11 protein-coding genes and 1 pseudogene are annotated in these 14,550 nt (G+C 73.3%); 10 read left to right on the top strand and 2 right to left on the bottom strand.

The window, feature by feature from the left end; translation table 11 throughout:
* Nucleotides 1-2: 2 nt before the first annotated feature.
* The 9 genes and pseudogenes from ACEZDE_RS17280 (at nt 3) to ACEZDE_RS17320 (ending at nt 9,709) form a co-directional block, all read left to right on the top strand.
* Complete coding sequence (locus ACEZDE_RS17280) at nt 3-2,906, top strand: PKD domain-containing protein (protein ID WP_380537175.1); 2,904 nt, start codon at nt 3-5, stop codon at nt 2,904-2,906.
* Between the two features lie 88 nt (nt 2,907-2,994).
* On the top strand, nt 2,995-3,846 hold the full coding sequence (locus ACEZDE_RS17285) for an SPFH domain-containing protein (protein ID WP_380537176.1): 852 nt from the start codon (nt 2,995-2,997) through the stop codon (nt 3,844-3,846).
* Nucleotides 3,847-3,854: 8 nt separating this feature from the next.
* On the top strand, nt 3,855-4,082 hold the full coding sequence (locus ACEZDE_RS17290) for a hypothetical protein (protein ID WP_380537177.1): 228 nt from the start codon (nt 3,855-3,857) through the stop codon (nt 4,080-4,082).
* A 13-nt stretch (nt 4,083-4,095) separates the two neighbouring features.
* Nucleotides 4,096-5,049: an ABC transporter ATP-binding protein gene (locus ACEZDE_RS17295; protein ID WP_380537178.1), complete on the top strand. Its 954-nt coding sequence runs from the start codon at nt 4,096-4,098 to the stop codon at nt 5,047-5,049.
* Nucleotides 5,046-5,792 carry an ABC transporter permease gene (locus ACEZDE_RS17300; protein ID WP_380537179.1) on the top strand — a complete coding sequence of 249 codons (747 nt, stop codon included), beginning with the start codon at nt 5,046-5,048 and terminating at the stop codon, nt 5,790-5,792. The genes ACEZDE_RS17295 and ACEZDE_RS17300 overlap by 4 nt, the downstream gene beginning before the upstream one ends.
* A 139-nt stretch (nt 5,793-5,931) precedes the next feature.
* A pseudogene (locus ACEZDE_RS17305) lies at nt 5,932-7,901 on the top strand (APC family permease).
* A 113-nt stretch (nt 7,902-8,014) separates the two neighbouring features.
* Entirely contained in the window at nt 8,015-8,512 is a 498-nt protein-coding gene (locus tag ACEZDE_RS17310) for a methylated-DNA--[protein]-cysteine S-methyltransferase (RefSeq protein WP_380537180.1), read from the top strand.
* Between the two features lie 70 nt (nt 8,513-8,582).
* Nucleotides 8,583-9,062 (top strand): RNA polymerase sigma factor, encoded by a 480-nt coding sequence (locus tag ACEZDE_RS17315; RefSeq protein ID WP_380537181.1) that lies wholly within the window; start codon nt 8,583-8,585, stop codon nt 9,060-9,062.
* Between the two features lie 2 nt (nt 9,063-9,064).
* Complete coding sequence (locus tag ACEZDE_RS17320; protein ID WP_380537182.1) at nt 9,065-9,709, top strand: methylated-DNA--[protein]-cysteine S-methyltransferase; 645 nt, start codon at nt 9,065-9,067, stop codon at nt 9,707-9,709.
* A gap of 112 nt (nt 9,710-9,821) precedes the next feature.
* Here ACEZDE_RS17320 and ACEZDE_RS17325 read toward each other — a convergent pair whose 3' ends face one another.
* Nucleotides 9,822-11,747 carry an RICIN domain-containing protein gene (locus ACEZDE_RS17325; RefSeq protein ID WP_380537183.1) on the bottom strand — a complete coding sequence of 642 codons (1,926 nt, stop codon included), beginning with the start codon at nt 11,745-11,747 and terminating at the stop codon, nt 9,822-9,824.
* Nucleotides 11,748-11,909: 162 nt separating this feature from the next.
* Between ACEZDE_RS17325 and ACEZDE_RS17330 the strand changes: the two genes are divergently transcribed.
* Complete coding sequence (locus ACEZDE_RS17330; RefSeq protein WP_380537184.1) at nt 11,910-12,929, top strand: LacI family DNA-binding transcriptional regulator; 1,020 nt, start codon at nt 11,910-11,912, stop codon at nt 12,927-12,929.
* On the opposite strand, the gene ACEZDE_RS17335 is transcribed toward ACEZDE_RS17330, so the two are convergent.
* A complete protein-coding gene (locus ACEZDE_RS17335) occupies nt 12,926-14,506 on the bottom strand; it encodes a CYTH and CHAD domain-containing protein (protein ID WP_380537185.1) in 1,581 nt (526 codons plus the stop codon). The two genes, ACEZDE_RS17330 and ACEZDE_RS17335, sit on opposite strands and share 4 nt — an antisense overlap.
* Nucleotides 14,507-14,550 lie beyond the last annotated feature (44 nt).

Consider the following 14,550-nt stretch of genomic DNA (forward strand, 5'->3'; position numbering starts at 1 on the left):
CCATGCGTCTCCGGCGTCCTGTCGCCCTGCTCGGATCGATACTGCTCTCCGGCTCGCTGTTCCAGCTGGCCCTGCCGGTCGGCTCGGCCGCGGCCGACGGCGCCGCTGGGAGCACCATCTACGTCGGGACGACGGCGGGTGACGTCTGCTCGGACACCGCCGCGGGCCGCGGGTCGCAGCAGACGCCGTACTGCACGCCGCAGTCGGCGGTGGACGCGGCGCAGCCGGGGCAGACCGTGCAGATCGCGTCCGGGCAGTACAAGGGCGAGCTGGACGTCACCCACTCCGGCGAACCCGGCGCCCCGATCACCATCACCCACGGCGACAACTGGGGCCTGCGGTCCGGTGCGGCCTGGATCAACTACGAGGGTGCGCAGGGCATCGTCCTCACCGGGGTGCACGACGTCGTGGTGCGCGGCCTGTCGATGCTGACCACGGGCGACGCGGTGCAGCTGACCGACTCCAGTGACGTGACCGTCGAGAACACCTGGATGCAGCACACCAGCCCCGCGGCGGGGAACGCGGCCACCGGCATCGCCGTCGGCGGCGGCTCCTCTGCGGTGACCCTGGCCCACGACTGGGTGACCGGATACGGAAACGCCGGCGTCGCGGTGGGCGGCGCGGCCACCGACGGCGCGGCCACCGGAACCACGGTCACCGGCTCGGTGCTGCTCGGCAACGGGGCCGGCATCGTGGCCACGGACGCGCCGGGCGCCCGCGTCGTCGGGAACACCCTCGCCACCAACTGCGGTTCCGCCCTGGTCCTCGGCGGCGGGTCCAGCGGCGCGCTGATCGAGAACAACATCGCCTCCCGGGACGGCGTGTCCTCCTCCGCCGCGGTGGCCGGTTCCGGCTGCCTCCCCGCGACCGCTGCCGGGGCGCCGGAGCTGAACGTGTCGGCGGACTCGGCGCCCGGCAGCTCGCTGGACTACAACCTGGTGTTCCCGCAGGCCGGTTCCCCGGCGTACCGGTGGAACGGCGTGGACTACCCGACCGCCGCGGCCCTCACCGTCGGCACCACCGAGGGCACGCACGACCTCAACAGCGACCCGCAGTTGACCGCGGGCACCGTCGGCACCGCGGGCACCCCGGCCGCGACCTCCCCCGCGGTCGACTCGGCCGACGCGAACGCGCCGGGGGAGACCCCGCTCGCGCTGAACAACCTGCCCCGGGTGGACGTGCCGGGGACCCCGAACACCGGTACCGGCAGCGGCTACGTGGACCGCGGTGCGATCGAGGTCCAGGACCCGTTCGCGATCACCTCGGTCACCCCCTCCGAGGTCCAGGGCCCGGCTCCACTCGCGGTCACCCTCACCGCCGCGGTGTCCAACCCCTGGGGCTCACCGGTCAGCTACCACTACGACTTCGGCGACGGCAGCCAGCCGGTGGACTCGTCCTCCGCTTCGGTGGACCACACCTACGCCACTGCCCGCCCGTTCTCCTCCTACGAGGTCACGGTGACGGCGAACCTGCCGTTCGGCGCCGTCCGCACCGCGTACACGTCGGTCGCGGTGGAGCAGCCGGGGCCGCTGACGCCGTCGATGCTCCTGGGCGACGACCAGGTCGACCGGCCGCTGAGCGTCTACGCCAACCTGGAGGCGACGACCAGCCCCTGGCCGGTCAGCGATGTCCGGCTGGACTACGGCGACGGCACCGGCGCTCATGACCTCGGCACCGCCCTCTACGGCACGTACGACTACCAGAAGCCGGGCACCTACCTGGTCACCGCGACGATCACCGACCGGGGCGGCCGGACCGCGCAGGTCTCGCAACTGGTCACGGCCGGGAACCAGTACGTGCCGCTGCACCCGGCCCGGGTGCTCGACACCAGGTCCGGCACCGGTGCGCCGAAGGCGGCGGTCGGGCCCGGCGGTGTGGTGCGGCTCAAGGTGGCCGGCGCGGGCGGGATCCCGGCGCACGGGGCCGCCGCGGTGACCCTGAACGTCACCGAGACCGGCGCCACCCGGTCGAGCTACCTGTCGGCGTACCCGGGCGGGACCAGCCGGCCGACCGTGTCCAACCTCAACTTCGGTGTCGGGCAGACCACGCAGAACCAGGTCACGGTCCCGATCGGGGCGGACGGCACGGTGTCGCTGTACAACGCCTCCGGGCAGGTCCAGGTGATCGCCGACGTGCAGGGGTACTACACCAGCGTCAACGACGGGTCCGTCCCGCAGGGGTCCTACTTCGAGGCCACCGGGCCGACCCGGGTGCTCGACACCCGGCAGGGCGGCAGCGGGCACGTGAAGGTCGGCCCCGGCCAAGGGACGGTCGTGCACGTGGGCCTGGACAGCTACACCCGCGCGGCGCTGCTGCACGTCACCGCGACCGGCGCCACCGCGGGCACCTACATCACCGCCTACGCGACCGGTACGGCCCGTCCGGACACCTCGATCCTCAACGTGGGCGCCGGGCAGACGGTCTCCAACCTGGTGTCGGCACCGGTCGACGCGGACGGCGACGTGACCCTCTACAACCACAGCGGCAGCGTCGACCTGATCGTGGACCTGGCTGGCTGGTACAGCACGGTGGCCGTCCCGAGCTCCAGCTACATCCCGCTCGCGCCGACCCGGGTGCTGGACACCGTCGACGGAACGGGGGCGGCCAAGGCGAAGGTCGGCCCCGGCGCGACGCTGCGACTGAAGGTGGCGGGCCTGCACGGCGTCCCGGCGAACGCGACCGCGGTGCTGGTCAACCTGACCGGCACCGGCCCCACCGCGGCCACCTACGTCACCGCCTACGCGGACGGCGGAACCCGGCCGACCAGCTCCAGCCTCAACCTCACCCCGGGCGCGACGGTGCCGAACCTGGCCCTGGTCCCGATCGGCGCGGACGGCGACATCGCCCTCTACAACCACTCCGGCAGCGTCGACCTGATCGCCGACGTCCAGGGCTACTTCGGCTGAGCCCGGCCCCGCATTAAGTGATATCTCTATACTTGCCGCACGGCACAGCGCGCCGCGCGGCAAGGAACAGAGACAGGGGTGGCCCCGGATGGACGCGATCAGTGAGCGTACGGCGAAGAGCCTGCCCGGCGGGGTCGCCCTGCCGGTCGGGCTGGTGCTGGTGGTCGGCGGCGCGGTGACGCTCGGCGCGGTGCCGCCGCTGGGAGCGGTGCTGCTGGTGGCCGGGGTGCTGGTGCTGGGCGGGCTGACGGCGGTGGCGCCGGGGCAGACCCGGGTGGTGACGCTGTTCGGCCGCTACCTCGGGACGGTCCGCAGCAACGGCCTGCGCTGGGTCAATCCGTTCGCGAAGCGGCAGCGGGTGTCCACCCGGATCCGCAACCACGAGACGGTCACCCTGAAGGTCAACGACGCGGACGGCAACCCGATCGAGATGGCCGCGGTGGTGGTCTGGCAGGTGGCCGACACCGCCAAGTCCGTGTACGCGGTGGAGGACGTGGTCGCGTTCGTCGCCAAGCAGGCGGAGACCGCGGTGCGGCACATCGCCGGCTCCTACCCGTACGACGCGCGCGGGGAGACCCGGCTCTCGCTGCGGGAGAACGCCGAGGAGATCACCGGCCGGCTCTCCGCCGAGATCGCCGAACGGGTCTCGGTGGCCGGTGTCGCGGTGGTCGAGTCCCGGGTCACCCGGCTGTCCTACGCGCCGGAGATCGCCCAGGTGATGCTGCGCCGCCAGCAGGCCGACGCGGTGGTCTCCGCGCGGCAGCGGCTGGTCGAGGGCGCGGTCGGCATGGTGCACATGGCCCTGGACCAGCTCGCCGAACAGGGCGTGGTGGAGCTCGACGAGGAGCGGAAGGCGACGATGGTCAGCAATCTGCTGGTGGTGCTGTGCAGTGAGAGCACGACCCAGCCGGTGGTCAACACCGGAACCCTCTACCAGTAAGCGGCGCCGTGAGTGAGCGGAAGAGCATCCTGCTGCGCCTCGATCCCGCGGTCCACGACGCCCTGGCGAAGTGGGCCGGGGCCGAGCTGCGCAGCACCACCGCGCAGATCGAACTGCTGCTGCGCCAGGCGCTGGCGGACGCCGGACGGCTGCCCCGCAACGTCGGCGGCCTGCCCCGGCGCGGACGCCCCCCGAAGGCCCCGGAAGGCCCCGTTGACCCTCCCCCAGTAAAGTGATATCACTTTAAGTGTGAGAGAGAACATAGCGCCCGCCGTCATGGCGGAGGGCCTGACCAAGCGCTTCGACGCACGCACCGCCTTCGCGGACGTGACCTTCAGCGTCGACCACGGCGAGGTGTTCGGCTTCCTCGGGCCCAACGGCGCGGGGAAGACCTCGACCGTGCGCACCCTCGGCACCCTGCTGGCCCCCACCGCGGGCACGGCGACGGTCGCCGGGCTGGAGCTGACCCCGGAGAACGGGGTGGAGATCCGCCGCCGGATCGCGGTCATGCCGGAGTCCCCGGGCCTGTACCTGCGGCTGAGCGTGGCCGAGAACCTGGAGTTCTTCGCCGGTCTCTACGAGCTGTCCGAACCGCGCGAGCGGATCGAGCGCGCCCTGCGCGCGGTCAATCTGCTGGAGAGGGCCGACGACCCGTGCCGCTCGCTGTCCAAGGGGCTGCGCCAGCGGGTCGGCCTGGCCAGGGCGCTGCTGAGCGACCCGCGGGTGCTGTTCCTGGACGAGCCCACCTCCGGTCTCGACCCGGTGGCCTCGCGCGAGGTGCACGACCTGATCGACGCGCTGCGCAAGCGCGGCGTGACCATCTTCCTGACCACCCATCGGCTGGCGGAGGCCGAGCGGCTGTGCGACCGCGTCGCGATCATGAACACCACGCTGCGGATGATCGGCCGACCGGACGAGCTGCGGGAACGGCTGTTCAGCAAGAGCCTTGAGGTCAGGACCCGCGAGCCGCTGGCCGAACCCGAGCGGGTCTTCACCGCGCTGCCGGGGGTCGAGGGCTGGCAGCGGGCCGAGGACGGCGCCTACCTGCTCGCGGTCTCCGACGCCGAGGCCGCCGCGGCCGGAGCCGCGCGGGCGCTGGTCGCGGCCGGTGCGGACCTGCTGGCGTTGAGCCCGTCCCGGCACTCGCTGGAGGACGTCTACCTCCAGCTGATCGACACGGATGTGGAGGCGGGCGCGCGATGAGCCTGACCATGAGCCTGAGCGGCGCCCGGATCCGGGCCGTGGCCCGCAAGGAGGTCCGCGACTACCGGCGCAACCGGTTCATCGCCTCGACCATGGCGGTCATGCCGGTGGTCTTCATGATCGCGCCGGTCGTCAGCATCTTCGCGCTCCCGGCCGCGGCCCCGGCGAGCAAGATCAACGCGGTGGTCGGGGTGTCCCTGCTCTACCTGATGCTGATCCCGACCCTGGTCCCGGCGGTGGTCGCCTCCTACGCGGTGGTCGGCGAGCGGGAGCAGGGCACGCTCGAACCGGTGCTCACCACGCCGGTGCGGCGCGAGGAGTTCCTGCTCGGCAAGGCCCTGGCGGCGCTGGTCCCGACGCTGCTGATCTCCTACACGATGTACGGGGTCTTCCTGGCCTTCGTCGGACTGTTCGCCCACCAGAACGTGGCCTCGGACATCTTCCAGGCGCCGCGGCTGCTGGCCCAACTGCTGTTCACCCCGCTGTTGGCGGGCTGGTCGATCTGGGCCGGCATCACCGTCTCCACCCGGGCCAGTGACGTCCGGGTCGCCCAGCAGCTCAGCTCGCTGGCCGGGCTGCCGCCGCTCGCGGTGACCGCGCTGATGGGCTTCGACGTGATCCGGCCGACGCTCGGGGTGGCGCTGGGCCTCGGTGCGGCCCTGCTGCTGATCGACGTCGTCGGCTGGCGGCTGGTGTCCGCGGTGTTCGACCGCGAACGGCTGGTGACGGGCGCCAAGGCCTGACGGCTTCGTCAAGGAGTCGTCAGCAACGGCCCGTGATCGCGTCAAGAAGGCGTCAGGGCAGTGGGCAGCTGTGCCATCGTCGCCCGAGCCTGGGGATGCACCGCCCCGGAAGCACCGCCCGAGCGCGAGGAGCCGCACGATGTCCGTACCCGGTGAAGCGACGGCCTCGGGGCTCGGCCCGAGCACGGACGACGAGCCTCCCGGAGGCCCGGCGACCGCGGCGACCGCGACCGCCGCCGCCGTCCCGGCCGCCCTCGCCGCCGCCGCTGTCCGGGACCCCGCCGCGCCCGGCGCGGACCCCGCCGCCCCGGACCCCGAAGACCGGCACCGGCTGTCCTCGCTCGGCGGCCTGGCCGCCCTCTCGCTGGACGCGATGGCCTCGGTGGCCTACGGCCCCGAGGCGATCGTGGTGGTGCTGGCCGCCGCCGGGGCGCACGGGCTCGGCTACACCCTCCCGGTGACCCTGGCCATCGCCGGGCTGCTGGGCGTGCTCACCCTCTCCTACCGCCAGGTCATCGCCGCCTTCCCGGACGGCGGCGGCGCCTACGCCGTCGCCAGGACCCACCTGGGCCGCCGGGCCGCGATGGTCGCCGCCGCCTCGCTGGTGATCGACTACGTGCTCAACGTCGCCGTCTCGGTCACCGCCGGGGTCGCCGCGCTCACCTCCGCCTTCCCCTCCCTCTACGGCGACCGGGTCTGGCTGTGCCTGCTGGTTCTGGTCGCGGTCACCGGGGTGAACCTGCGCGGGATAGCCGAGTCCGCCCGGGTGTTCATGATCCCGACGGCGGTGTTCGTGCTGTCGGTCCTCGGGGTGATCGTGGTCGGCCTGTTCCGGGACGCCCCGGTCGGGACGCTCGCGGTCGGACACGCCTCGCAGCTCGCCGGTGACGCCACCTCGGTCGGCGTCCTGCTGCTGCTCCGGGCGTTCGCCTCCGGCTGCTCCGCGCTGACCGGGGTCGAGGCCATCGCCAACGCCGTCCCGTCCTTCCGCCGCCCCGGCGTCAAGCGGGCCCAGCGGACCGAGGTGGCGCTGGGCGTGGTGCTCGGGGTGATGCTGATCGGCCTGGCCGTGCTGATCGGCCGGTTCCACCTGCGGCCGGTCGCCGGGGTGACCGTGCTGGCGCAGCTGACCGACGCCTCGCTCGGCCACGGCTTCGGCTTCTACCTGGTCCAGTTCGCCACCATGCTGCTGCTGGCGCTGGCCGCCAACACCTCCTTCGGCGGGCTGCCGGTGCTGCTGCGGCTGCTGGCCAAGGACAACCACCTGCCGCATGTCTTCGCGCTGCGGGCGGACCACCAGGTCTACCGGCACGGCGTACTGGCCCTGGCGTTCGCCTCGGCGCTGCTGCTGGTCGGCTCGGGCGGGAACGTGAACACGCTGGTGCCGCTGTTCGCGATCGGGGTGTTCGTCGGCTTCACCATCTGCCAGGTCGGCATGGTCCGGCACTGGTGGCTGGCCCGCGGGCAGGTGCCCGGCTGGCGCGGCAGGGCGCTGCTGAACGGCTTCGGCGCGCTGCTGACCGCGAGCGCGACCGCGGTGGAGACGCTCACCAAGTTCGCCGAGGGCGCCTGGATCATCTGCCTGGTGCTGCCGCTGCTGGTGCTGCTGTTCGCGGCGGTGCGCAGGTCGTACCAGCGGATCGGGCGGCAGCTGGGTCTTGGCCTGGTCCCCGAGCCGCCGTGGCGGCAGCACTCGCTGGTCGTGGTGCCGGTCGGCACGCTGTCCCGGCTCACCCAGGAGGGCCTGTCGGCGGCGGTCTCGCTCGGCGACGAGGTGGTCGCGGTGACGGTCGAGCCGCGGGAGTCCGACGCCGAGGAACGGGCCGCGGCCGAGGCGCTGCGCCGGGACTGGGAGCTGTGGGCGCCGGGCGTGCCGCTGGTGTCCGTCCCGGCGGCCCGGCGCGAGCTGACCCGCCCCTGGTCGGCTACCTGCGCGAGATGGGCACGACCCACAGCTACGACCGGATCACCGTGCTGATCCCCGAGGTCGAACCGGCCCACTGGTGGCACTGGCCCCTGCACAACCAGCGCGGAGCCCTGATCTCACGCGCCGTCAGACGCGGCACCGGCGCCACCGTCTGCCGGCTCCGCCTGCGGCTGGACCGGTAGCGGGCCCCAGCGGGCCTCACGTTTCGCGCCTGCGGGGCGTCTACCCGGTGAGGGGCGGCCGGCAGCGGCTGCCCACCATGGAGGGGAACGGAAGGAAGGGGAGTGGCGCGGCCATGAGGACGCACACCGTCATCGACTCGCCCACCGGGGGTCTCACCGCCGTCATCGAGGACGGGGCGCTGGTGGGGCTGTACTTCGAGGGGCACCTGCGGCGCCCGTCCGCGGACACCTTCGGCGAGCGGACCGACCAGGGCTTCGAGGAGGTCCGGCGGCAGCTCGGCGAGTACTTCGCCGGGACGCGGTCGGAGTTCGCGCTGCCGCTCGCCCCGCAGGGCAACGACTTCCAGCGCAGGGTCTGGGACCTGCTGCTGGACATCCCGTACGGGGAGACCCGCTCCTACGGCGACCTGGCCCGGCAGCTCGGGGACCCGGCGCTGGCCCAGGCGGTCGGCGCCGCGAACGCGCTGAACCCGGTGTCGGTGGTGATCCCCTGCCACCGGGTCGTCGCCACCGACGGCAGCCTCCGCGGCTACGCGGGCGGCCTGGACCGCAAGCGCTTCCTGCTGGAGCTGGAGGAGCCCGCGGCGGAGCGGGAAGCCCGGCTGTTCTGAATCCGGCCCCGGCCCCGGTCCGGCCGCGGGCCGCGGCTCACGTTTCGCACCGCCCGATCGTTTACCCGGTGTGAGCAAGCCACCGTTCGAACAACTGGTGACCGACCACGGGCCGATGGTGCTGCGCGTGGTGCGGGCCGTGGTCGGTCCGCACGACGCCGAGGACGCCTGGTCGGAGACCTTCCTCGCCGCCCTGAAGGCGTACCCGGAGCTGCCCGGGGACGCCGACCTGACGGCCTGGCTGGTGACCGTCGCCCACCGCAAGGCGATCGACGTGGTCCGGGCCGCCGGCCGCCGCGCGGTCCCGGTGGCGGCGCTGCCCGAGCGGCCGAGCCGCACCGGCCGACCCGAGGACTGGGACCCGGACCTGTGGGCCGCGCTCAAGGCGCTGCCCGAGCGCCAGCGGCAGACGGTCGCCTACCACTACCTGGCCGGGCTCCCCTACAAGGAGATCGCCGCGCTGATCGGCGGCAGCACCGACGCGGCCCGCAGAGCCGCCGCCGACGGCATCAGAGCCCTGCGCGGCTCGTACCCGAGAGAGAGGTCCTGACGATGACCGGAACATCCGATCTCGACAGCCACGGCACCCGCCTGATCACCGCCGCGCTGTCCGGGGACCAGGCGCAGGACGGCCCCGCACTGGCCCGGCTGCACGCCCGGCTGGCCGCGGAGTCAGGGGACGCGGGCCTGCTGGACGTCGCCTACCGCACCCTGGACACCCCCGTCGGCGCACTGCTGCTGGCCGCGACCGAACAGGGCCTGGTCAGGATCGCCTTCGCGGTCCAGGACCACGACGCGGCGCTCCAGCAGCTGTCCGACGCGGTCAGCCCGCGGATCCTCCGCGCCCCCGCCCGGCTGGACGGGGCGAGCCGCCAGTTGGAGGAGTACTTCACCGGTCGTCGGTACCGCTTCGAACTGCCGCTGGACCTGCGGCTGGCGAAGGGCTTCCGGCGCGACGTCCTGGCCCGCCTCCCGGACATCGGCTACGGGCACACCGCCAGCTACGCGCAGGTGGCTGCTGCCTCCGGCAGCCCCAGGGCGGTGCGGGCGGTGGGGACGGCCTGCGCGACCAACCCTCTGCCGCTGGTGGTGCCGTGCCACCGGGTGGTGCGCTCCGACGGCAGCCCCGGCCAGTACGCGGGCGGCGCCGACGCCAAGCGGCTGCTGCTCGCCCTGGAGTCGGCAGCGGCAGGATAGGTTCCGTCCGGGGCCCGAGGGCGTGGTCACCTCCCGCCGCGGCAGCCGGCGGGTGCTGCTGGAGCACCCGCCGTTGCAGGACTTCGCGGAGCTGATCGTTGCTGACGCAACGTCAGTTCTGCGCCGCCAGGCTGAAGCTCTGCGCGGGGCCGCCGCTGCAGGTCCACTGCTGCAACCGGGCGCCGTCCGCGGTGGAGACATTGGTGACGTCCAGGCATTCGGCGGGGTTGCTGCGCGGCGTGAAGCTGTAGCTGCCGTCGGCGTGCTGGACCGGCTTCCACTGCTCGTTGCTGCCGCCGCCGTAGGTCCAGAGCTGGATCGGCACGCCGTCCCCGGTGGCCCCGGTGCCGCCGGTGACGTTCCAGGCCTCGGTGGTGGCGTTGCGGGTGACCACCTTGTAGTAGCCGCTGTCGGTGGGCTGGAACTGCCACTGCTGGTTGTGGTTGCCGCTGCCGCAGGTCCACTGCTGCACGGCGGTGCCGTTCGCGGTGCCGCCGCCGGTGGCGTCGACGCACTTGCCGCTGTTGGCGTTGACGACCTGGTACCAGGCGGTGCTGGAGATGCCGCCGGTGCCGCCCCCGCCGGTGCTGCTGCCGGGCGTCCAGGTGAAGGTCGCCACCGCCTTCGCCGGGAGGGTGTAGCTGAAGGACTGGCCGTTCTGGCTGACGTTGAAGGTGTGCGCGGCCGAGGCGTCGGCGTTGAGGGCGATCAGCGCGATCGAGCCGTCCGGGTTGCGGAAGGCGACGTCCTCCAGGTTGCCGCTGCCGAAGGTGTTGGAGTCGATCCGTACCGCGCCCGGCTTGACGAACTTGCTGGCCTGGCCCAGGACGTAGTACTCGGCGTTGTACGCGGCGGTGCCGTTGCCGTTGTTCACGGTGACCACGCCGGTGCAGGTGGTGCAGTTCATCGACGGGCCGCCGCTGGGGTCGAGCGCCATGTTCCAGGTGACCACGGACTTGGCCCAGTTGCGGGTGGCGCCGATGATCAGGTTCTCGGTCTGCCAGTCCAGCGAGTCGGAGAAGGTGTTCGCGGTGTTGGCCGACTGGCTGCCGGAGCACTCGGTGAAGTAGGTGTCCTTGGTCGGGAAGGCGTTGTGGACCGTGGTCTGCCCGCTGGGGTCGCCCCCGTAGCAGTGCCAGGCCGTCCCGACCGTGTACTGGGCGGCGGTGCTGTTGCCCAGGATGGTCGAGGGGAAGGAGGTGTCGTTCCAGTTGTGGTCGTAGCCGAGGATGCCGGTGCCGAGGTTCGCGGCCTTGATCGCCGGGCCGAGGTAGTTGGCGATCAGGTTGGTCTCGTCGGCGGCCGAGAAGGTCGCGCCGGGGTAGTTGGAGGGCGAGTACTCCGGCTCGTTCTGCGGGGTCAGCAGCGAGACCGGGACCCCGGCCGCCTTGTACGCCTGGAGGAACTTCACCAGGTAGTTCGCGTAGACCTGGTAGTCGGCGCTGTTCAGGGTGCCGCCGATCATGGAGCCGCTGGTCTTCATCCAGCCCGGCGCGCTCCACGGGGTCGCCATCACCGTGGTGGCCGGGTTGAGCTGCAGCGCCTGTTGCAGCAGCGGCAGGATGTAGGCGTTGTCGTGGGCGGTCGAGAAGTTCGCCAGGGTCGGGTCGGTCTGCCCGGCCGGCATGTCGTCGTAGCTGTAGAGCGAGCGGGCGAAGTCGGAGGCGCCGATCGGCTGCCGCAGGAAGTCCAGGCCGATGCCCTGGCTGGGGTCGAACAGCTTGCTCATGATCGTGTTGCGCTGCGGGGAGTTGGCGATCAGCCAGGCCGAGGAGTCGGTCAGCGAGGCCCCGAAGCCGGTCATCGACTGGTAGCCGGTGGACGCGTTGACGGTGATGGTCTGGCTGCCGGTGCCGCCGCCGTCGGCGAACACCGCGCCGGTCTGCGGGGCGAGCAGCTTGCTCTGGTCGGCCGTGGTCTCCCAGACCGAGACCGCGGAGCCGGTGGCGGCATGAGCGGTGGTCCCGAGCCCGATCACCGAGCCCGAGACCATCGCCGCTGCGGCCAGTGACGCCGAGATGAACCTGATGCGGGACACGATCGTTCCTCTCTGTGAAACAGAATGTAACTATTTCTGGAACCCACGCGAAACACAGGTAAGCGCCGTGTCGGAGGGCTGTCAAGGCTTCGTACAGGTACCGGAACCAGGCCGGTGATCGGTGCAGTAGGCTCCCGGCCATGAAACGAAACGCTGTAACAGGTGGCTAGGCCGAAGGCGAGCCACGTCACGGTGCGGGCCATCGCCGCCGAGGCCGGCGTTTCCATCGCGACGGTGTCCCGGGTGATGAACGGCCATGTCCAGGTCGCCCCGGAGACCCAGGAGCGGGTCCGCCGGGCCGGGGAGCGCCTCGGCGCGCCCGCGCCCGCCCGCCGCGGCGCCAACCACGGTGCGGTGTACGTGCGCTGCCCGTATGTGCTGACCGACTACTTCGGCGTGATCGTCTCGTCCGTGGCCGAGACGCTGGACCTGCACCACCGGCGGCTGGTGCTGGGCGCGGGCGGGTCCGCGCAGGGCGCGCGGGTCCTGGCCGGGCTGCCGCAGGACCCGACCGTGGCCGGAGCGGTGCTCATCCTGCCGCCGGAGCCCGGCGAGGAACTGCAGGAGCTGCGCGCCACCGGCTTCCCGTTCGTCGTGGTCGACCCGAGGACCGCGCTGCCCGGCGAGATCGCCTCGGTCTCCGCCGCCAACTTCGCCGGGGCGCGCAGCGTCACCGCCCATCTGACCTCGCTCGGCCACCGCCGGATCGGCGTCATCGCCGGGCCGACCGAGTGGCTCGCCAGCGACGCCCGCCTGGTCGGCCACACCTCGGCGCTGGCCGCGACCGGCGCGCTCCCCGTCCCCGAGCTGCTGCGCAGCGTCGAGCCGACGGTCGAGCACGGCTACCGGGCCGCGGGCGAGCTGCTGGACCTGCCGGAACGGCCCACCGCGCTGGTCGCGTTCAACGACAAGGTCGCCGCGGGGGCGCTGCGGGCCGCCCACGAGCGCGGCCTCCGGGTCCCGGCGGACCTCTCGGTGGCCGGTTTCGACGACAGCGACCTCAGCCGCAGCACCCAGCCCCCGCTGACGACGGTCCGTCAGCCCCTGGAGGAGATGGGCCGGATGGCGGTCTCGCTGCTGACCCGGCTGCTGGACCGGCACACCGTCGACACCCTCCATGTCGAGCTCGCCACCCAGCTGGTCACCCGCGCCTCCACCGGGCCGGTGCCGCGGTCCGGCTAGGAGCCGGCGGCGCCCCAGCGGACCAGCCCGGGGTCGAGCGCCGCCGCGCAGACTGCGGGGAGTTCGGCGTCGGTACGGGCGAGGACGGCGGCTTCGGCCGCGTAGAGGACGCCGTAGCCGAAGCCGGGTTCGCCCGCGGTCTCCGCCCAGGTCGCGATGATCGGGATCAACTCCCTTGCGACCAGCGCGTCCTGACGGTCACCCAGCAGGGTCTGCACGGCCTTCATCCGGCGGGCGAAGCGGCGGGCCGGTTTTCCGGCGGCCGGTTCGGCTGTCTCGCCCGCGTATCTGGCGCCCTTGGCGGCCTTCCGGGCGACGTGCAGGCCCTCGTCGCGTTCCGGGCCCGACGGCAGCGTGCGCGCGGCGGCGATCCGGCGGGCCACCCGGCGCTGCTCCCGGGCGAGGACCCGGCGCAGCTCGGGTGCGACCGGCCGCCGGGCGCGGCCGGTGAGGCCCGGTGCGGCGGCGAGCCGGTCCAGGGCCTCGACCAGGGCGAAGTAGCGGGGGCTGTCCAGCTCGGCGAGCGCCAGCCGGTGGGCCCGCCGGTAGCGGTCGGTGCACCAGTCGCCGATCCGCTGCGCCATCGGTCCGGGGCGTTCCACCGCGGGCAGCGCCGCCAGCTGCTCGCCCAGCCTGCTGCCGAGCACCTCGCTGTCCCTGGCCTCGCCCAGGACCCGTCCCAGCCGCCCGAGTTCGAGGTCCAGTTCGGTGCCGGCGGCCCGGTCCAGGTACGGCCGGAAGGCCCGCAGCGTGGTGCGCAGCCCGCGGACCGCGGCGCGCATCCGGTGCACCGAGTCGGGGCGGTCGCGGCGGACCGCCCCGTCCAGCACCAGCACCGTCTCCACCTGCTCCCGGAGCCGGTCGGCCAGCAGCGCGCCGATGCTGCCGGAAGCCGGAGCGGGAGCCGGCGGGGCGGCAGTCGGCGGGGCGACCCGCGTGCCGCCCAGCGCGCGTTCGAGCTTGGAGGCGCTGGAGGAACGGTGCAGCCCGACCCCGGCGAAGCGCTCCTCGATCGCGTCCAGCAGCCCGGTGCCCCGCTCCTCCGGGGCGCCCGGACTCAGCTCGGCCTCGACCTCGCTCCACCTCCGCTCCCCGCCGCCGCCCTTCCCGCCGGACGGCCCCGGCGGCAGCCGGTGTGCGGTGACGGCGTCCTCGGCGATCTCGGCGAGCGGCCGGTCGGCCGCGTCCAGCAGCAGGCTCCGCCGCCGCAGCGTGTGCAGCCGGGCGACCGGGACCAGCGCCGCGCCGTGCGCACGGGCGCGGACCCGCAGCGCCAGCTCCGCCGGGACCGGCTCGTCCGGTCCCTCGCCGGACAGCGGCAGCTGGATCTCCCGGCGGCTGTCCGGACCCGCCGGGAGCTTGAGGTGCCAGCCCTCGTCATGGCCGCCGGTGCGCCGGCGCAGGGTGATCCGGCGGGACCGCAGCAGGTGGTCCTGGGTGTCGTAGTAGACGGCGTCAAGTTCCTCGGCCGAGGCCGCGCGGACCGCGCCGACCCCGGGCAGGCCGTGCAGGTCGGGCAGGGCCGCGCCGCCGTCCGCCGCGTCGAACTTGCGCTCCCGCTCGATGTGCGAACCCATCGGCCCTGCCTTCCCCGGCGTCCGACCACGCCCCGCTCCGGCCC

The organism is Streptacidiphilus cavernicola (assembly GCF_042510955.1).
Taxonomy (GTDB): Bacteria; Actinomycetota; Actinomycetes; order Streptomycetales; family Streptomycetaceae; genus Streptacidiphilus; species Streptacidiphilus cavernicola.